At 46.2% G+C, this 19,211-nt stretch carries 20 protein-coding genes and 1 pseudogene; 11 read left to right on the top strand and 10 right to left on the bottom strand.

Features of this window, described 5'->3' with window-relative positions; genetic code table 11:
- The first annotated feature begins 16 nt into the window (after positions 1-16).
- Genes LEPBO_RS37825 through LEPBO_RS0121400 form a run of 3 tightly spaced genes read left to right on the top strand, consistent with a single transcriptional unit; the run spans position 17 to position 1,334 of the window.
- The gene (locus LEPBO_RS37825; protein WP_017289625.1) at positions 17-337 is read left to right on the top strand and encodes a hypothetical protein; all 321 of its coding nucleotides are present in this window, start codon (positions 17-19) and stop codon (positions 335-337) included.
- On the top strand, positions 334-744 hold the full coding sequence (locus LEPBO_RS0121405; protein WP_017289624.1) for a hypothetical protein: 411 nt from the start codon (positions 334-336) through the stop codon (positions 742-744). Before LEPBO_RS37825 ends, LEPBO_RS0121405 begins: the two co-directional genes overlap by 4 nt.
- Positions 741-1,334 carry a Uma2 family endonuclease gene (locus tag LEPBO_RS0121400; protein ID WP_017289623.1) on the top strand — a complete coding sequence of 198 codons (594 nt, stop codon included), beginning with the start codon at positions 741-743 and terminating at the stop codon, positions 1,332-1,334. The genes LEPBO_RS0121405 and LEPBO_RS0121400 overlap by 4 nt, the downstream gene beginning before the upstream one ends.
- Here LEPBO_RS0121400 and LEPBO_RS37820 read toward each other — a convergent pair.
- Positions 1,311-1,823, bottom strand: a pseudogene (locus LEPBO_RS37820) (Uma2 family endonuclease). The gene LEPBO_RS0121400 and the pseudogene LEPBO_RS37820 overlap by 24 nt on opposite strands.
- A 171-nt stretch (positions 1,824-1,994) precedes the next feature.
- Entirely contained in the window at positions 1,995-2,999 is a 1,005-nt protein-coding gene (locus tag LEPBO_RS40240) for a toll/interleukin-1 receptor domain-containing protein (protein ID WP_225903966.1), read from the bottom strand.
- A gap of 76 nt (positions 3,000-3,075) precedes the next feature.
- On the opposite strand from LEPBO_RS40240, the gene LEPBO_RS42990 reads away from it, so the two are divergent.
- The 6 genes from LEPBO_RS42990 (at position 3,076) to LEPBO_RS0121360 (ending at position 6,744) form a co-directional block, all read left to right on the top strand.
- Positions 3,076-3,240 carry a hypothetical protein gene (locus LEPBO_RS42990; protein ID WP_017289619.1) on the top strand — a complete coding sequence of 55 codons (165 nt, stop codon included), beginning with the start codon at positions 3,076-3,078 and terminating at the stop codon, positions 3,238-3,240.
- A gap of 127 nt (positions 3,241-3,367) precedes the next feature.
- Positions 3,368-3,838: a 2-amino-4-hydroxy-6-hydroxymethyldihydropteridine diphosphokinase gene (gene folK / locus LEPBO_RS0121380; RefSeq protein WP_017289618.1), complete on the top strand. Its 471-nt coding sequence runs from the start codon at positions 3,368-3,370 to the stop codon at positions 3,836-3,838.
- Between the two features lie 30 nt (positions 3,839-3,868).
- Positions 3,869-4,423 carry an NUDIX hydrolase gene (locus LEPBO_RS0121375; RefSeq protein WP_017289617.1) on the top strand — a complete coding sequence of 185 codons (555 nt, stop codon included), beginning with the start codon at positions 3,869-3,871 and terminating at the stop codon, positions 4,421-4,423.
- A 3-nt stretch (positions 4,424-4,426) separates the two neighbouring features.
- On the top strand, positions 4,427-5,863 hold the full coding sequence (locus tag LEPBO_RS0121370) for an FAD-binding domain-containing protein (RefSeq protein WP_017289616.1): 1,437 nt from the start codon (positions 4,427-4,429) through the stop codon (positions 5,861-5,863).
- A 47-nt stretch (positions 5,864-5,910) separates the two neighbouring features.
- Complete coding sequence (locus tag LEPBO_RS0121365; RefSeq protein WP_017289615.1) at positions 5,911-6,243, top strand: rhodanese-like domain-containing protein; 333 nt, start codon at positions 5,911-5,913, stop codon at positions 6,241-6,243.
- Positions 6,244-6,261: 18 nt separating this feature from the next.
- A complete protein-coding gene (locus tag LEPBO_RS0121360) occupies positions 6,262-6,744 on the top strand; it encodes an anthrone oxygenase family protein (protein WP_239741200.1) in 483 nt (160 codons plus the stop codon).
- Here LEPBO_RS0121360 and LEPBO_RS37810 read toward each other — a convergent pair.
- Positions 6,741-7,496 (bottom strand): S8 family serine peptidase, encoded by a 756-nt coding sequence (locus tag LEPBO_RS37810; RefSeq protein ID WP_017289613.1) that lies wholly within the window; start codon positions 7,494-7,496, stop codon positions 6,741-6,743. The two genes, LEPBO_RS0121360 and LEPBO_RS37810, sit on opposite strands and share 4 nt — an antisense overlap.
- A 167-nt stretch (positions 7,497-7,663) precedes the next feature.
- Between LEPBO_RS37810 and LEPBO_RS0121350 the strand changes: the two genes are divergently transcribed.
- Entirely contained in the window at positions 7,664-9,274 is a 1,611-nt protein-coding gene (locus tag LEPBO_RS0121350) for a hypothetical protein (RefSeq protein WP_017289612.1), read from the top strand.
- A gap of 69 nt (positions 9,275-9,343) precedes the next feature.
- Positions 9,344-12,934 carry a hypothetical protein gene (locus LEPBO_RS0121345; RefSeq protein WP_017289611.1) on the top strand — a complete coding sequence of 1,197 codons (3,591 nt, stop codon included), beginning with the start codon at positions 9,344-9,346 and terminating at the stop codon, positions 12,932-12,934.
- A 228-nt stretch (positions 12,935-13,162) separates the two neighbouring features.
- Here the strand turns inward: LEPBO_RS0121345 and gpmI are convergent, their stop codons facing one another.
- From gpmI to LEPBO_RS0121305, 7 genes are all read right to left on the bottom strand, one after another.
- The gene (gene gpmI / locus LEPBO_RS0121340; RefSeq protein ID WP_316428113.1) at positions 13,163-14,779 is read right to left on the bottom strand and encodes a 2,3-bisphosphoglycerate-independent phosphoglycerate mutase; all 1,617 of its coding nucleotides are present in this window, start codon (positions 14,777-14,779) and stop codon (positions 13,163-13,165) included.
- Positions 14,780-15,011: 232 nt separating this feature from the next.
- Positions 15,012-16,730, bottom strand: a complete 1,719-nt coding sequence (locus LEPBO_RS0121335; RefSeq protein WP_017289609.1) for an ABC-F family ATP-binding cassette domain-containing protein — start codon at positions 16,728-16,730, stop codon at positions 15,012-15,014.
- 64 nt (positions 16,731-16,794) lie between these two features.
- Positions 16,795-17,142 (bottom strand): DUF952 domain-containing protein, encoded by a 348-nt coding sequence (locus tag LEPBO_RS0121330; RefSeq protein ID WP_017289608.1) that lies wholly within the window; start codon positions 17,140-17,142, stop codon positions 16,795-16,797.
- Positions 17,124-17,273, bottom strand: a complete 150-nt coding sequence (locus LEPBO_RS42985; protein WP_017289607.1) for a hypothetical protein — start codon at positions 17,271-17,273, stop codon at positions 17,124-17,126. Before LEPBO_RS42985 ends, LEPBO_RS0121330 begins: the two co-directional genes overlap by 19 nt.
- A 130-nt stretch (positions 17,274-17,403) precedes the next feature.
- Positions 17,404-17,595, bottom strand: coding sequence for a hypothetical protein (locus LEPBO_RS0121320; RefSeq protein ID WP_017289606.1), 192 nt, complete (start codon positions 17,593-17,595; stop codon positions 17,404-17,406).
- 185 nt (positions 17,596-17,780) lie between these two features.
- Positions 17,781-18,224 carry an ATP-binding protein gene (locus tag LEPBO_RS0121315; RefSeq protein ID WP_017289605.1) on the bottom strand — a complete coding sequence of 148 codons (444 nt, stop codon included), beginning with the start codon at positions 18,222-18,224 and terminating at the stop codon, positions 17,781-17,783.
- 296 nt (positions 18,225-18,520) lie between these two features.
- Positions 18,521-19,120, bottom strand: coding sequence for a J domain-containing protein (locus LEPBO_RS0121305; RefSeq protein WP_017289603.1), 600 nt, complete (start codon positions 19,118-19,120; stop codon positions 18,521-18,523).
- Between the last annotated feature and the right edge of the window lie 91 nt (positions 19,121-19,211).

The raw sequence follows: 19,211 nt of genomic DNA, 5'->3' as shown, positions 1-19,211 counted from the left end.
GCGAATGAGGGGGTAAATGGTAAATCCGCTTGATCCGTATGAACAAATTTTATTTGCAAACTACACAGAAGCGGAGGCTTTAGAGATTGAAGCACTCCTAGCAGATTGGGATCAGGCGACTTATGAGACTCTTGCTCATAGTATCGTTGACCACGCTGAACGACATGGATATTCTGGCAATTATTTGCGCTATCTCCGCAAGGCTAAGAATTTCAACAAGAAGAGCGCGAAACAGAAGACTTTAGCGGATGGCGCAATAAGATGGAACAAAGGATTTGAATTTTTGATTGAGCGATCGGGGAAATCATCTCATATGGAGAGAATTAACGAATTATGAGTGAGCAACTTCTATCTCGTTCGTCTGACCTTGAACTCGTTCACATTCGCAAACGGATTGAACAACTCAACATAGATTACCAAGCGCTCAAATCCGAGCGGCATCAACTCGCAGAATGGGAAGAGGATCAAACCTTCAGTATCTTGGGCGAAATTGAAATGTTCACAACTCAAATTCAAGGCTATGCTCATCAGATTTTGAGCCAAAACATGCGATCGACGATCGAGGAAACGATTCAACATCTCAAATCAATCAAACTGTTTGAGATTGATTATTTTTCAGATTGGTATTTCGCTGAAAACAATGACTACACGCAACTCAAACGCTATGTAGAAGCGCAAGATTATCTAAGATTACTGTTGCTAGAATATCTCAACCAAACTCAATTACATCCAGTCGTGCAATGAATGTGCCAACGCTAAAACGGTTCACGATCGAGGAATATCACCGCTTAATCAAGTTGGGATTTTTCCAGGAAGACGATCGTATTGAATTGATTCGGGGGCAGTTAATTCACAAGATACAGAAAAGCACTGCGCACTCAGCGTGTAATACTCGTCTGACTCGGCAATTGATAGATCTGTTAGAAGATCAAGCAACGATACAAAATCAATCTCCAATCACTTTAGCGAACAATAGTGAACCAGAACCTGATCTTGCAATTGTTCAGAATCGCCCGGATGATTATCTTTCAGGACATCCTAGACCGGAAGATATTTTACTCGTAATTGAAATTTCAGATTTGTCTCTCACCTACGATCAAGAGACGAAATTAGAGATGTATGCGGAGGATAAAATTCAAAATTATTGGATTTTCAATCTCCTCGATCGCGTTTTAGAAATGTATAGCGAACCGTATGGTAAGTCAGATTCAGAATTTGGTTATCGAGTGAAGCGGATTGCTTTACCAAACGAGGTAGTGAAGCTGCCCCAGTTATCGGATTTGGAGCTGGATTTATCGATCGTATTCCCCCTACAGCAGAACTTTGAGCGCTAGAGTAAACCCTGGAACGACATCTTCTCCACTTAAAGTCGCTGATTCAGGATATTGAGTAATTGATCCATCAGCACGATAGACGTAAGCAGTTTTATTTTGACGATCGATTAACCATCCCAACTTCACCCCATTTTCAATATATTCCTGCATCTTTTCTTACAAGCCTTCAAGCGAATCAGACTTGGAGCGAATTTCAATAACGAAATCAGGCACAACCGAAATAAATTTATCTTCTTGTTGATCCCAATCTTCAAACAATCGACCCTTCGCAACAAACGCTGCATCAGGCGATCGCACAGCAGTATTTGGCAATCGAAAGCCACCACTTGAGCTGAAGACTTCGCCTAAATCATTTTGTTCGACATGAATCAGAAGATAAGCCCCTGCTTTAATTTCTCGATTGCTCGAAATGCCACCAACTGGTGGCATGGTGACTAAACTCCCGTCTGCATTCCGCTCGAATCGCAGTTCAGGATTCTTAGAACTCATCTGCATTAGTTCTTCATCGGTAATCTCGGTGAACGCAGGATGTACCATTAGCTTGTCTAGAATGCGGCGATATTGTTCGACTATCGACTATAACAGGAAAAATTTAGGAACTCGATCGACGAAAACCCAAATGATTTCTGAAGCTATCGGTTGAATCTTAGAGTTGAGAGGTCAGCGATGAGTGATCCAGTAGGTTAAAGCTCCAAGTGCTAAACCGATCGTTGAAGTGAAAGCCAAAATAAAACATGTATCAATTCTACTGAACGACTCCAAAAGCTGTTTCCCAGCCCAAACCCCAGCAAAAACCAAAGTCCATATTCCAACTGCAACACTAGCACCAGATCCATTTAACACCTTACCTAAAGCTCCATATAAAGCTCCAGACAAAGCCCACGCTCCAACGAGAACCCAAGCCCAAGCCCAAGCCTTCACCGAAACCCAAGCTCCAGCCTCAATCAAAACCCCAGCCAAAGTCAAAGCCCACACTCGAATCTCAGCAGCAGATACGGATAGTAAAAAGCCTAACAGACCATACCCTAATACAAGGCAGATTAGCGGACTCCAAGGTAGTCTTTTGACTAGACAATCATGCTTTCTGACTTGTTTATTATTTTGCTGAGGGGTGTCTTGCTCAGATGGCTGTTGCACAGCTTGCTGCTGTCTTTCCTGATGTTCTTTAATTTGACCTAGTTTTGGTGAGTTTTGTCGTTCTCTCTCTGGTTGTTCTAGCTTATCGTGATGTGCTTGTTTCAATCGTTCTATCGTCTGACGAATCCCCCGCGTCACGCTGAGAAAAGCATCGTCAAGATTTTCCCATTTGGTCACAGGTACAGCATTCTCAGGTAGCGCTTGGAGTTTTCCAAACGGAGCGTCATTCCAATCGACAGGGCGCAAAATAATCGGGATGACGCAGGCTTCTTTGCGGTCGTGCCTCTCCAACGCTTTTGTCAATTCAATGTCATAACAATAATCTGAAGCCAAAAAATCTGCGCTAATCAGCAACAAAATAATCTGCGCCGAATTCAGATGAGAATCGATCTCGCCTTTCCATTCTGATCCTGGGCTAATTTCTCGATCGTGCCACTCTTTAATCACGCCCTGACGCTTCAGAATACTCAGATGCTTTGCCAATTCATCCCGCAACAACTCGTCTCGATGTGAATACGAGACGAACACCTCAATTGGTTCCGGCGTGAGATTCGACACAGGGCAGAAAGAGCCACTCTACAGCTATAGGATAAATCTTAATCTGATGGAGTCTGAAATTGCACGATCGCTCACCGCTCACCAGACTTTAAACTTCGAGCGTCAAGATCAGAGCATCGCGATCGCTCATCCAACATTCGCCCGCCATGCTCAAACATTCACGCACGACACTCAGAGCATCTCATGCAAATCCCTAGAACATCTCGCGTGAATCAATTTGTATCGTGCTCGATCGTTCAAACATCTCTCACGATGATCAAACTCTCGTCATTCAAGTCGATTGAATGTGCGCCGATTCCGTTGACTATAATTGATCGCCCAACCATAAACCTCATCTGATGAAATACGCGATCGCACTTGGCAGTAACTTAGGAGATTCTCAAGCCATTCTAGAATCTGCGCTCGGTCGATTAGAAACTGTGATTGCGCGATCGTCTTGGTATCAGACCAAAGCCGTCACCTTACCCGATAGCCCCCCTCAGCCTGACTATCTCAACGGGTGCGCCATTCTCGAAACTTCATTAGAACCCCTTGACCTCTTGGCAAAACTTCAGCAAATTGAAGCGGAGTTTGGACGAATTCGACACCAAAAATGGGATGCTCGCACGCTTGACTTGGACATTTTGCTGTTTGATGATGTAGTATTCCAAACCAAGACGCTCTGCATTCCACATCCTCGGATGAGCGATCGCGCTTTTGTGCTGGTGCCATTAGCCGAAATCGCCCCCGATTGGAGACATCCCCAATTGAATCGTTCGATCGCTGAACTGGCTCAATTCGTCGATGGCTCTGGTGTCAGAAAGCTCTGAGCTTCAATTCACCTTCACCCTGTAAGAGTCATGTCTCTGGGATCAGAACCTCCTCAACTCCTCAAACAACGCCTTTTGTACAAAGGGCGGAAGTTTAACTTTGAAGTCAATCATTTGCGGCTGCCGAATCGGGCAGAGGGCGACTGGGAATGTATTCGGCATCCGGGCGGTGCTTTAGTGATTCCAGTTACGCCCGATGGAAAGTTGGTGCTGGTGAAGCAATATCGATTTGCCGTGCAGCGTCGATTGTATGAGTTTCCAGCGGGGACAGTCGAGAAAGGAGAAGATCCGCTCGAAACTGTGCAACGTGAGATTCAGGAAGAGACAGGATATACCTCAGAGAATTGGAAGAAGTTGGGAGAGTTTTTCTTAGCTCCGGGCTATTCGGATGAGGTGATTTATGCGTTTCTCGCAACAGACGTGACGATTGTGGATCAACCTCCTCCTCAAGATGACGATGAGGATATTGAAACTGTGTTAATGTCTGCGCAAGAGGTAGAAGCGGCAATCCACGCCGGAGATCTTGCAGATTCTAAGTCGATTTCTAGCTTCTTTTTAGCCCGATCTTTGTTGTCCGATTCCTAAGTTATGTCTGATTTGATTTTGTTTTGGCATCGTCGGGATCTGCGGATTTCTGACAATCTTGGTTTGGCTGCGGCGCGGGCACGATCGCGCAAAATTGTTGGTGTATTTTGTCTTGACCCCTTGATTCTCGATCGCGATGATGTGGCTCCTGCACGAGTGAAGTATTTGATCGGAAGCTTGCAGTCTTTGCAGAAAAGATATGCAGAGGCAGGCAGCGAATTGCTGATCATTCAAGCCGATCCGAAAGAGGGAATTCCGAAATTAGCACGATCGTTGAATGCTGCGGCTGTGTTTTTCAATCAAGATGTGGAACCGTATGGACGCGATCGCGATCAATCTGTAGTTGCTGCTCTGAATCATCTGGGTATTGAAGTACAGACATTCTGGGATCAATTGCTGCATTCACCTGAAGAAATCAAATCAGGATCAGGCACACCTTACACGGTGTATTCTCCATTTTGGAAAAATTGGAGCCTCCAGAAGAAAAAAGACCCCGCACCGGATCTCGCAGGTGTAGAAGGATTGACTGATTCAGAGCGAGAGCAAGCAGAAGGCACGATCGAGCTACCAACCGAAAAGGAACTTGGGTACGTTTGGGATCAGCCTCTCCTACTTGATCCGGGTGAAAAAGCAGCCCAGGAAAGACTCGAAGAATTTTGCGCTAGTGCAATTTACTCGTATCAAGAACAACGGAATTTTCCGGCTCAGTCTGGAACGTCTTTACTCAGTGCTGCATTGAAATTTGGCGTGATTGGAGTTCGGAAGGTTTGGGCAGCGACCGTTGAGATAGCCGAGAATCGCGGAGAAAGTGATGATATTCGAGTTTGGCGGCAGGAGCTTGCTTGGCGCGAGTTTTATCAACATGCGATGTATCATTTTCCTGAATTAGCAGACGGCGCTTACCGCAAAGTTCTCAAGGATTTTCCTTGGGAGAATAACGAGAAGTATTTTCAGGCTTGGTGCGAAGGCAAAACGGGCTATCCGATCATTGATGCAGCGATGCGACAGATGAATTCAACCGCTTGGATGCACAATCGCTGTCGCATGATTGTGGCAAGCTTTTTGACGAAAGATTTGCTGGTCGATTATCGGCTCGGTGAGAAGTACTTTATGCAGCGATTGTATGATGGCGATTTGTCGGCAAACAATGGTGGCTGGCAGTGGAGTACTTCGAGCGGAATGGATCCAAAGCCGTTGCGAATTTTTAATCCAGCGAGTCAGGCGAAGAAGTTTGACGCAGATGCCGAATATATTCGCGAATGGTTGCCAGAATTGCGAAGTGTAGAGACGCAAGATTTGATTTCGGGCAAGATTTCGGCAGCAGAGCGCGATCGAGCCGGATATCCAAAGCCGATCATTGATCACGCGGTGCAGCAACGAGTTTTTAAGGAACGGTATGCAGCGCAGAAGGCGACAACCGGAGAGAGTGGGGGTGATTGATCAGAAGCGATCGCGTAAACTAGCTCTAACCCTGATTTTTGATCGCTATGTCCTTTTCTCAAATCACTGTTGAAGACTTGGCTCAATGCCTCGACAATCCAAATATCCAATTTGTCGATGTGCGCGAACCCTGGGAAGTTGAAATGGCTTCTCTAAAGCCGTTTCAAAATCTTCCACTCAGCCAATTTTCGGAATGGGCTGAGCAAATCTACAGCCAGCTTGATCCTGAAACGGAAACATTAGTGCTTTGTCATCATGGCGTGAGATCAGCGCAGATGTGCCACTGGCTCACCCAGCAAGGATTTACCAATGTAAAAAATATCTCAGGTGGAATTGATGCTTACTCGATCGTAGTCGATCGCTCAGTTCCCCGATACTAAAACTGCTGTCATAGGCACATGATGACATTGCTCAATTCGTCGCTGTTTTCATTCAAGCTTTTTGCTGCCCTTGGCTGTGGATTAGTTGGGGGTGTTTTCTTTGCGTTTTCAACCTTTGTGATGCCTGCTCTGGAGAGCCTGCAACCTGCTCAAGGTATTGCAGCCATGCAATCCATCAACATCAAAGCGATTAATCCGTTCTTTATGTTTGCGATCTTCGGTACAGCAGCAGTTTGTCTACTGCTCGCGATCGCTGCATTGCTGAACTGGAATCAATCGCGCACGGCATTTCTTCTAGCAGGCGGATTACTTTATCTCATTGGCGCAGTTGGAGTAACAATCGTATTCAATGTTCCGCTAAATGATGCATTAGCAGTTGTCAAACCAGAGAGTACGGAAGGTGCGAATCTCTGGGCAAGATATTTGACGAATTGGACATTCTGGAACCATATTCGGACAATTGCAGCACTCATTGCATCAGCATTGTTTGCAGCAAGCTAAATGATTTCCCACTCTAATCCATCCTCATCGCGCACGATTTGACAAGACTGTTCTAACTGATCAATCCATTCATTGATCGTTGTTTGAGACTGAGCTAATTTTGCCAGACGACCCGCAACAGTTGCGGCGGCTCCGCTCGTGTCTCCGGGCGCACCCGGTTCTACAAAAAATGTGGTATGGCAACCTGTTCCAGTACTAGGATGTAGCCGTTGTGAATGGTTTGCGAGTTGCAATCCGGCTGGCGTTTGTGCGATCGCTCCAACACTGATCACTTCTCGCAAAATTGCTGGAAATGCCATGCCTTGCCGATGATGATGTGCATACCCATTTCCGGCTGCTGCAACCGTTGCAACTTGTGAATTTCGGAGCTGAGAAATCAAAGGACGCAAAGGATGCTCAGCATAGTACTCATCGGATTCAGAACAGGTTATATCTGCGATCGCAGCACACACGACTCGGATATTCAGTCGATCGTGATGTTCGAGAATCCATTCAAATGCGATCGACATTGCTTCTAGATTGCGAAGAATCCCTTGCCGATTCACGATTTTAATCGGAACAATCCGTACTTCTGGCGCGATCTGTAGAATCGTTTGAGCAATTGCGGTTCCGTGCGTTCCATAGTCGATGGTTTCATTGCGATCGCCTTCATCACTCAAATTTAATCCGGGCAGCAAGTGAGCAGCATTCACTCGCTCAGGATCAGCACCCGTATCGATCACAGCCACACTGATGAGATTCGATGATTGCATAAGCACCTCTCTGAAACCACTCTCATCCTATTAAAAACCACCATTCAGCACTCTATTTTCAACTCCATAACTTTCCATAACTTTCCATTATCGACTGACCTAAGCAGTTCCCATATCGTAAAAGAGTCTTCAACAAGACACCACAAACCTATCCGAGGAACCGCAACATGTTTCTAAAAAACAGAGCTATTCTACGCGCAAATGAAGTTCGGAGCGTAGCAAAACGGGGTGATAGTAAAAATGCCCTCACTGATTTTGATATGGCATTAGCCTTGACGCAACAAGCAATCAACACTCAGCTTCAATACGCTTGGAAAGCATGGGTACGCCGCAAAAACATTGAAAGTGAAATTGTTCTTCCTAAATTTAAACTGAATAAAAATGGTCAACAAGTTCCTGCAACTTACGGCATTCGTACAAAACTGGCACCCATTACCATTGATTTTAATGTTCCGAACGGCAAACTGGGGCAAGTCAATGTTACTCTGCATCTACAGTCAGGAGTAGTAACTTACTACGATGAAGAAGCGGAAGATAAAGCTACCTATCCGATCGAAGATTGGAGCATTGGAGTTGTAGTCGATCTCGACAAGAAACCTGTCGATCTCAAAACCTTAGCAGCGATTGATCCCGATGCTAAAAATCTTGCAAGTGAAACAATCTCAAAGTCGGGTCTACCCGAATCCGTTTTCTCGATCGAATATTTATTCCTGAAGTTTACAACTGTTGATCTCCTACTTTCTGGCGGACAACAGATTCAGATCCCTGCGGAAGTTCCACAAGCTGCAAAAACGAAAGCACTTGAATCTCTGAATCTATTGCTGCAAGGCGAGATGGGCGAATTTATGCTCGGAACCGTGGTGCGACGAAACCGTGAACAAGCAACGCCAACGTTTGCGATGACCGACTTTATCTTCCATGTCGATCCGAATGAGATCGCTCCGGAAGCAAGTACTTTGAGCTATTTAGGGATGTTCTCGGATCGTGCTCTGCCGAGCGATCGTAATGGAGCACGCATTAATCTCAAAGATGATTGGATTCGCCCTGATCAAATCAATGGTCAAACCTCGACGATTTCCGGCGTGATGGCGATTCGCAAAGAGAAGTTTTTTGATGAATATTTAATTCCTCTGTTTACTCAACAGTTTGGCTTTTCTCCAATGGTCAACGGGAATACTCGGACTTACTCCAAGTCGGATTCTAGAAGCGATCGACGCAAAGACATCGTCCAACGGATTCTCGATTCCAGTGATAGTTATGCCGTGAGTATTACGCTCGTACCAGGCACGAATACTCTGAGTATCTCTGGTCAAATTTCTAGCTCTCGGACATATCGAGAGCGCACTCTCCCTACCCTAGTTAATAAAGATGGATTGCCGAGCCTATCTGTGAATGGTTCAGGAACTCGAACTTTCAGTGCTTCTATTACACTAACTGCTGAAGGAATTGGAACTGAGTTTAGTATTCATCCCGATCTCAACGATCCTCAATTTTCACCCATTCAGATTTCCGGTGATACCGATGGTTTTGCAGAAGTAACGAAAGCTTTCCAAAAGCTTTTCGGGATCAAAGATATGGAAACAGAACTAGGGAATGCTGCACAAGATCGAGTCAATCAAATCAGCCAAGTTCTCCAGGGCGTGCTGTCTCGAATTGATATTGATCTCTCGAAGCATCAATTCATTCCTCCGGGCGGCGGTGTATTTACGTTTCAGAATCTCCACTTCTCCGATCAAACGGGCGATCTGCTCATGGATGTAATCTATCAAGCTCCTTAGTTCTACTTGCAATTCGGGATCTGTTGGATCTCAGATCCCTAAACCACTTCAACTCTTCAACATAAAATCATGAACACTCCAAACGTTACTAGCTTTTCCACTCTCGACCAGCAAGGACAATCCACCCGCTTCACAGTTTCAACCGATATCATCGATTACATGGCATCTGCTCGCACCTTTGGACGAGAAGATCTCGCTGATCCACAACAACAAGGACGCTTCCAACGTCGAGTCATTGCGATTCCCGATCGACGTTCTACTGTCCTTACGCCAATGGTGCTAACGATCGGCAATCGCAACCAACTCTCGCTCGTTCGCCAAGATAGCTCAGGCTGGAAACGATTTGATCTCAATCGTGCTTTCGGAAATTCTCAAGTTCATGCTTTGGGTGCTGCCTGGACAGATGACGATCGCATTACGATCTCCGTTGCAGTCAGCGATCCCGTTCAACCTTCGCTCAGCCGCGTCTTTGTTGCTTATGATCTCAGCAGCCAACATACCGATTGGGATAACATTCCTTGGATTGATTGTGGAACTCGCGCCATGATGCGACTCGCTGCAATTCGCGTCTTGGATGATGGCAATCACTGGACAATTGTCCTAGCAGGAAATCAAGGTGCAAATGAAGCCGTTTACTTGTTAAGACCAGGACAGAAGTTTAATCAAGCTTTTGTCTTCAATCCAGCCGTGACTTTGCAAGAAATCTTTGACTTTGAAGTTGGAGTACATCCTGTCTTTGGAGGTGGCTTGCATGTCCTCGGAACAAGTGGAGGGAAGCGTGTGCTTTCTTTCCGTCCATTCCCAACCTATGACAAGACAGGACAGATTGTATCGACTCCACCTGTAGTTGTTTTACCTTGTCCAGCAGGAGCAACGGTTCTCGAATCAACTGTGACTCGCGACGGTGCTAGCGATCTCTACATTGCAGGACAAGGCACTCAGTTCATCTCAGCCGATGAGCAGGATCAAGCCGCGAAAGCAAAAGTTGAAGCAATTGTGCCCGTAGAATTAGCACCAAATGTTGAAGATTTAGTCATCGGAGATAATGCAGACGGAACGATCGCAGTTTGGACATTGCTACAAAATGGTGACTTGAACATTGTAAAGCGATCGACGAATGGCTGGAGTGCGCCGTTACGCCTGCGCACGGATGTACAAGAGATTGCACCGATCCAAGGAGATGACTATGCAACAACTTCGCTATTGATTGTTTACACGAATAGTCGTGCTAGCTATCTTTGGCAAGATGCAGGAACGGGCGTTTGGCAAGAAACTCCGATTCTCGTTGTAGATGCGGGTGAGCTAACTCGGATTCCCTGCTATGGCACTTCACTTCGAGTGCTTGATGCAGTAGGAACACCCCAACCGAATCGCAAAGTAACTGTTTCAGCATCCGTACTGTGTAGCGTAGTGATGAACAATGAAACCGTCTTTCTCAGTCCTAATGTGTCAATCGAGACGGAAACGGATGCCAATGGCGCTGTGAGCATATTTGATGCAGTGCGATCGCTGACTCCTGCGATTTATCGTTTCTCAGTCGAATCGATTGATAAAGCGATCGAAGTTAATCCTGCTGCAAGTGTGCATCAACGATTCAAAACGATGACTGCGGATGATCTGCGATCGGCAACCTTTACAACTCCAGAAGGCACGTTTTCACTGTTATCCGAAAGCTTCCGTACTGGAGCGAATCGGACTCAAGTCGATGCGATCTCGGCTGCATTAAATCAAGTCGCAAAACTCACTGATTCAACCACCACCGTTGCTCCAGGAGTGCGGCTCGTCGAACCCAATGCAGCTTACAGTTCTGAATTACGATCGGACACCGTACCACAAGGGTATCAGTGGGGGATCATCGCTACAGCTAAAGGCTTAAAGGCAGCGTTGCAGAGTGATGTCGATCGGCTTGTCAAATCCAAGAGTGCAGGCGAGTTTTTTACGAACTTAGGAGATACGATCGCAGATTTCTTTGAGGGAGTGGGCGACCTCATTTACAAAGGCGCAGTGTTTGTGATTCAAAAAGCTGGAGAAGCCTATGAGTTTATTTGCCAACTGGGAGACAAAATTAAGCGATTTGCTATCAAGACCCTCGAAGAAGTCGGATCTTTCTTCAAATGGCTCTGGGAACAAGTGAAAATCAAAGCTGAGTGGGTTTGGGAACACCTGAAGCTTCTCTTTGACTGGAATGATATTCTGTACGTGCGCGATGCGATGGTCGAGGCAACAGATGAAGCCCTCCGCTATTTTCAAGCTTCGATTTCTACTCTCAAAACTCATGTCGATAAAGGGTTTGATGTAGCATTGAATCAACTCGAAGATTGGCGGACAGAATCAGGAGTGCCTCCGAAAAAGCTAGCACCTATCGCTCCTGGTGCAAGTATTTTGGATGACTTGCAATCGATCACAGCTCCGATTCAAACATTGATTGATCGAGCGACTGGCAACAGTGTAGTTGCTTGGATCAATGAGCGTATCAAAGATATTGGCTCGCAAATTATCAGTATCGAAAGTCCAAATCCTATAACTGAAGCAACCGAAGCTGCGGAATCTTTTATCAAAGGACTATTTTCAGATACAGCGGACAATCTATTCGCGTGCTGGCAGCAGATTGAAGCTGACTTGTCTGCACTGTTTAACCATCAGATCCCAACAGGCAAAGACTTGAATTTTCAATTGATTCGGAATGTCTTAATTGCAGTCGGTGCAGAAGCATTGTCTGGCTTGCTACAGACCTTACGAGATCTGTTAATGCGATCGCTCGAATTGATGAAAGACATCATCGGAGTACTTCGAGATACTTTGTTCCTCAAAGTGCGATTTCCCTTCATTGAGAAGTTGGTCAATCTGGTGCTTCCGGGTGTAAAAGTCGATACTTCATTCCGGTTAATTGATGCCTTGATGTTACTATTCGCGATCCCCGGCACACTCAGCTACAAAGTGTTTTTCCGAGAAGCTCCACTCAAAAAAGGAGAGAAGTTGATTCTGCCTTTTAACACTCCTATGACCGTACAGTCTGGTGTTGCAGACATCAAGCGATATGCTTGGATTGGCACACTCGTCGGTGCATTTGCGAAATCAGCGATCTCGCTTTATCAAAGTGCCTCAGCAGCTTCAGAAGAAGAACCTGCTTTTCCACCCGAAGTCGCACTTGGACTCGCTTCTGCTTTTGGCGGAATTGGGCTTGCAGCAGAAATCATGGGTCGTCGGGACGTGTCTAGCTTGCCAGCAGCGTTGCGAACAGCAGTCGAAGCATTACAGTGGTCAATGATTGCGATTTCAGGTTGGATTGCAATGAAAGGAGCCTCAGCGGCAATTCTAGCAAAAGTCAAAGGGGCAAGGGACGTAGGCACAGTCAAAAAGGCAAATGCTGGATTAGAAACTGTCCTCTATCCAAGTCATTTCCTCTTGCAAACGGTCGCGTACAGTATTGTGATCGATGATGCACGTCGATCGAGCAATCATGATGTTCGCGAACGGCAGTTACCAGATTCGTTTATCTGGGTCGCGGGCTTGTTTGATCAAGGTGGCTCGACTTTATTTGCAAGTGCAGAACTAGCAAAAGCTCAAGTGAAGTTAGCTTTGCTCGCCGCTGGCACAACCTCAAAACTCTTAGCCTTCTTAACGTCAATTGGAGGAGTTGCAGCAGAAATATCAGTTTGATTGAGATCATCAGATTTGAGAGGAGATAGAAGCCTTACCAGCTTCTATCTTTTTCTTTTAAAGTCAGTCCTCTGAGTCTGGATTCTCCCCACTCCCCACTCCCCACTTCCTCTATCAGATTGATTGTGCTGCACAACAAACCGACCCACACTCTTTTCCCTTGCACAAAAAATCCCCCAGGCAAATTTTCACCTAGGGGACAGTTCAAACATGACTCTCGAAAATTACCTAGCGCGCAATCTTAACAGGTGTGCGATTTGCTCTCACATCAAACTCCGCCTTCTCGATCAGCGATCGACCTGTCATCTCTTCCGGGATCGGTAACTTCAAGATATCCAAAATTGTCGGCGCAATATCCGCCAACCTTCCGTCATCTCGCAAAGAAACTTCAGTTCCATGCCCCGGAATCTTTAAGCCCTCTCCTTCCACCAAAATGAAAGGAACCGGATTCGTCGTATGCGCTGTCCAAGGATTGTGGTTTTCATCCCACATTACCTCTGCATTGCCGTGATCGGCTGTGATTAGGGCTGTTCCACCTGCTCGATTAATCGATTCCAGCAATTGCCCTAAACATCGATCGACGGTTTCTAGCGCTTCTACCGTCGCATCCATTTGTCCCGTATGCCCCACCATATCCGGGTTGGCATAGTTAATCACAATCATGGAATAGATGCGCTTTTCCACAGCCGCGATCGCGCCTGCTGTGACTTTTTCCGCCGACATCGCAGGCTTTTTGTCGTAAGTCAGTACCATTGGACTCGGAACTAACTCGCGATCTTCTCCTGGGAAAGGCTCCTCTAGCCCCCCGTTGAAAAAGTAAGTCACGTGAGCATATTTCTCAGTTTCAGCCGTGCGCAGTTGCCGCAATCCGTGACGAGAGATCACCTCGCCTAAGATGTTGTTGAAGTTTTGCGCCTCAAAGGCGACCTTGACCGAAAGCGAGGGATCGTATTGGGTAAACGTCACAAATGCCAGCGGAGAGATCAGGGTTCTCTCAAATCCGTTAAACGCAGGATCAACAAACACCTGCGTCAATTGCCGGGCGCGATCCGGACGGAAGTTAAAGAAAATAATGCCGTCGCCAGGTTCAATCGCTCCCGCAACCAGTCGAGTCGGCTCAACAAACTCATCGGTCACGCCAGCTTCGTAAGACTGTTTCAGCACGTCGATCGCACTTTGTCCCGTGCCCTCTCCGGGTTGGGTCATCGTCCGATAAGCCTTTTCAACGCGATCCCAACGGCGATCGCGATCCATCGCGTAATAGCGACCGCTAATGGTGACAATCTTGCCAATCCCGACGCGGTCGATTTCAGCTTGCAAGTGCTGGATTTCTTGAATTGCAGCCTTTGGAGGCGTATCGCGACCGTCCGTGATCGCATGAATATAAACTTCTTCCAGCCCTTGTGACTTCGCTAAGTTGAGCAATCCAACCAAGTGAGAAATGTGAGAATGAACGCCACCCGTCGAACATAACCCAACTAGATGCAACTTCGTCTTCCGATGCTGCACAGTTTGACAAACTTCGACTAACTTTGGATTCTGTGACAGCGTTCCAGTCTCGACTGCATCAGAAATCCGCACCAATTCTTGAGGGACGACGCGCCCTGCCCCGATGTTCAGGTGTCCGACTTCTGAATTGCCCATTTGCCCATCGGGTAATCCGACATCTCGACCAGAAGTCCGAATTAACGTGTGCGGATACGCTGCCCACAGACTATCCATCACCGGAGTCTTCGCCTGCGCGATCGCGTTGCCATCGCGACTATCGCGGTAGCCCCAGCCATCCAGAATAATAAGCACCACAGGAGAAACAGGCGCTTGCCCCATATTTTTCTGCCCTTTCACTGAAATATTCTCCGCAAATCATAGCATTGCTCAGTAATCCTTCGCGTTTTCCCTGCATATAAAAATCAACTTCGCTCTTTTGTTAACAATTTCTTAACAAGTTGATTTACTTCTTAAATCTTGCTAGGAAAACTACTCAGAAGAATCAACGATTTGCGATCAAGTCAAAGATTGCTCACAAATCGTTTTCTCGAATTCTAATGCTTTGAATCTTAGCGGTTTTTTCTGGAAATTACGCGCTTCTTTGAGCTTTTTTCGTTTTTTCTTTTTCTTTCTGCTTCGCGCGTTTTTCGGCAGCTTTCGCTTCTTTTTCAGCCTCGATCGCGGTTAATCTGGCTTTCTCTTTCTCCTCAGCGATTTTATCCAGGTAGTAGTGGTAATCTCCCCGGTACAAGCGGAGTTCGCCGTCTCGAATCTCGACGATTTTGTTGGCAGTTCGAGAGATAAAGTAGCGATCGTGCGACACGATGACGACACTGCCATCGTAATTTTGAATCGCTTCTTCTAACATTTCTTTGGCAGGAATATCTAAATGATTCGTTGGCTCATCCAGAATCAGCAAATTAGCGGGTTGAAGCAGCATTTTTGCTAATGCCAACCGCGCTTTTTCTCCTCCGCTGAGTGATTCTACCTTCTTGAAAACGGTATCACCACTAAACAGAAATCGCCCTAAATGTGTGCGAACTTCCTCATTTTTCCAATCTGGGACTTCATCGTGAATTGTATCGGCGACGGTTTTATTCAAATCCAGCGCTTCCGCCTGATTTTGCTCAAAATAACTGGGAATCACGTTGTGATCCCCTAACTTAATGGTGCCTTCGACTGCCTGTTCACTTCCGGTCATGAGGTGCAGCAGGGTTGATTTTCCAGCTCCGTTGGGTCCGAGAATGGCAATATGATCCCCACGTTCAATCAGCAACTCTGCGCCTAAGAACAGAATTTTGTCGCCATACATATGCGTGAGATCTTCAATGATCACCACTTCGCGTCCGCTTCGGGGTGCGGGCGGGAATCGAAAATGCAGCGTTCTCACATCAGAATCGGGCGCTTCGATCCGCTCAATTTTATCGAGTTGTTTTTCGCGGCTCTTTGCCTGCGTGCTTCGAGTCGCACTGGCACGGAAGCGATCGACAAATGCCTGTTGTTTCTCCAATTCTTTCTGCTGCCGCTCAAATGCGCTCATTTGTGCGTCTCGCTGTTCCTGCTTCTGCTGCAAGTAAGCGGAGTAATTGCCGAGATACGTGGTCGATACACCGCGCTCAGTTTCCACAATTTGGGTGCAGAGTCGATCAAGAAATTCTCGGTCGTGAGACACAATCACCATTGGAGTAGAAAGGTCTTTGAGATAGTTTTCTAACCATTCGATCGTTTCTAAGTCCAAATGGTTCGTCGGCTCGTCAAGGAGTAAGAGATCAGGCGATTGAAGGAGAATCTTGCCCAAACTCATCCGCATCTGCCAGCCGCCACTGAAAGCGCTGACCAAACGATCGCCATCATCAGAATCAAATCCCATTTCAGGCAGAATTTTCTCAATCCGAGTTTCTAGCCCATACCCATCCATCGCCTCGAATTGCCGCTGCAGCCGATCCATTTTGTTCAGCAACTTGTCTAACTCTTCTGGCGTTGCGGATTCCATCGCCACATGCACTTTAGATAGCGCTTCATGCACCTCGTTTGCCTCTTTGAAGGCACGCCAAAATTCTTCCCGGACAGTGCGCGTGGGATCGACTTCAAATTCTTGCGTCAAGTAGGCTATATGCAGACTCGCAGGACGAATCACTTCACCATCGGTGGGTTCAATTTCGCCTGCAATGATTTTGAGCTGCGTCGATTTGCCTGCGCCATTCACACCGACTAGCCCAATGCGATCGCCCGGTTTGACTTCCCAGTTAATGTCTTTTAGGACTTCGCCAGTGGGATAGATCTTACTAACGTGTTCGAGGCGCAACATAAAAAACTCCAGGGTTAGGCAAGTTTTAAAATCTTAACAAAACCTAACCACTTCGGATTTTTAGTTACAGATTATTTGGAAGCAAAAATGTCCCATCTGCATGGGGTGGAAAGTCGAGAATTTTGACGATCGCATCTGCATTCAATTCACCATAGATATGCGGAAAAGTTCCAACGCCTTCAACTGCTTCATATCGAATCTCTGAATTCACCTTTTGAGGATCAATGCAGAGTAAAACGAGGTCACGCTGTCCTGCGTAAAACTGATTGGCAACCCAAATCACCTGATCCTGAGTTGAACAGTGAATAAACCCTTCCGTATCCAAAGAATCAGCGCGATAAACTCCGGTTCGCTGTGCAATTTCGGCGCGATCGCGAGTCGTAATGTGCAAAATCAATTGATCGATCCCCATTCTCGCATCGGAAATGAGAAGAGAGCATGAAAGAGTGGGCTAGATGTTTCTTTAGGTTTAGGCATACCAATCCCAGCGAGCAGTGCTAAGAGTACTGTGATGGCGATCGCCTGGAGAAGCTTCTCTAACATCTCAAACCTCACTCAATCAATTTTCAGGCAAGGATGATCGGGTAGGCATCCTTGATAAGATCTTACTTAAGATTGATGCAAATGCCTACATCCTTTAGGATCCTATCAACTTAGCCTCTAAACTTAGCGTCTAGTTGAGTGTTGTCTGTGCCTGAAGTTTTTTTTCCTTGATCCCGCAGAATGCTCCTGCTACAGGTCTCGGTGCTTGAAGATGGGGCAACGTTGGAGGAGATGCGATCGCACTCGCAATCGGTTGGGTCAACAATGTAATCAGACACGAACAACCTGCCAACAAAAATAGCTCTAACCGTTTCGTTTTCATTGCACTTAAATAATCCGCGATCGGGCAATCTGCTCTGCCAAGATAGCAAAAAAATACCGCAATGACTCGTCTACATTGCAGAAGTCGAAACGTACAGACAATTCTAGGAATGCTAAAGAACCCAGATCAAAAGGCCTAAAGAGTTATTTCTGACAGAATTCAATTGACGTAAAAGAACATTAGTACTAAACTACTAAAGGCAAGCGAGCAGAATTCCGAATTTGCTTACAGAGTCGCAATTCCGTTCCTTCTTCGTTCCATTCAACTTGGTCAAAAACCTGATATAAGATATACAATCCCCGCCCTGATTCACCTTCGTAGCAAGGGAGTTGACCTTCAACTTCTTCTTCACAACAGCAGACCGGAGCATCAAAACCGCATCCCTGATCTGAAATGATCCACCAATACTCATCAGCGACCATTGAAAACTGAATTAGAACTTTTTTGCCAGGATCAAGGCAATTCCCGTGTTTTGCGGCATTGACAAGAGCTTCTTGGAGTCCTAACCGCACCTCAGCCCGCCAGCGGCTAGGAACTTTTGAGAGGAGAAGATCCAAAATCGGAATCAGATACAGCGTCGATGGGAAGCTGACTGTGTTCCAATTGCGCCCAACCGGACGAGGAGACATCGCAATCACTCAGAAAACCCCGTTGCTTTCAAATGGATCAACATACCGATCATTCAGCAATCGCACCTGGGAACGTTTGGTTACTTCTAAAAACCGAGTCAGAAATGATTGAAGAACCGTGAAGTTTTTATCTACCTTTACTGCCAATCTGTTAAATGTGAAAGTCTTGGCAACGAGTTATATAAAGTCGAAAATTTATATGAAACTACGCAGAGCAAGCTTGCTCAATGTAGCCTTCTACATTCATCCTATACCAAAATACGCGCCTCGGAGTACGTTTTTTGGCTGAATTGCAGCTAGCGCTGTCGATAAATTTTTTCTTCAAGACGACGAAAGTCTTGTTCGATTTCTGCCCAAAGTCTGCGATTGTGGGGATCAGTACGGAGCGCCTTTTTCAAATAATTCCGGGCTTTTTCATAATCGCGATCTTGAATCAGATGTTGTCCCCAACGGTGATAAGTGATCGCTTGCCATTGTCGAACATCGGGGTGATCAGGAAAGCGTTGCGCTAATCCTTCTGCTAAAGCAATTGCGCGCGGGAATTTCTTTTGTTTGAATAAGTCTTGCAGTTGCTCATAGGATGACTGTAGAAGATGGCGATCGACCAATGAGAGTTCTGGCGCATCGGGATTCTGTGCGACTTTATGAACTTTGACTTTGATTTCTGCGGGTTCTGCTGCAACAGGGGGATCTTGGGGTGACACTTCAGCAGGCAGAATGCTCAGCAAAAATTGATATGCCTCAGTGATGCGGATGAAGCGTTCTTTTGCGCGATCGTCATTTGGATTCAGATCAGGATGCAGTTGACGGGCGAGCCGACGATAAGCAGTTTTGATGTCTTCGTAGGTCGCTCCTGCCCTCAATCCTAAGAGTCGATAAGAATCAGCAATGTTCATGAATACAAAAAAGGGCAGAACTATTTGCATTCTGCCACTTGTTTTTGTATTTGGTGTATCGCAGATTTGACGAATCGTGCTGAATCATTCA

The sequence above is a fragment of the Leptolyngbya boryana PCC 6306 genome (assembly GCF_000353285.1).
In the GTDB taxonomy this organism is placed as follows: domain Bacteria; phylum Cyanobacteriota; class Cyanobacteriia; order Leptolyngbyales; family Leptolyngbyaceae; genus Leptolyngbya; species Leptolyngbya boryana.
Note: the sequence above shows the minus strand (reverse complement) of the source record. Positions and strands in the feature narration are given on the sequence as shown.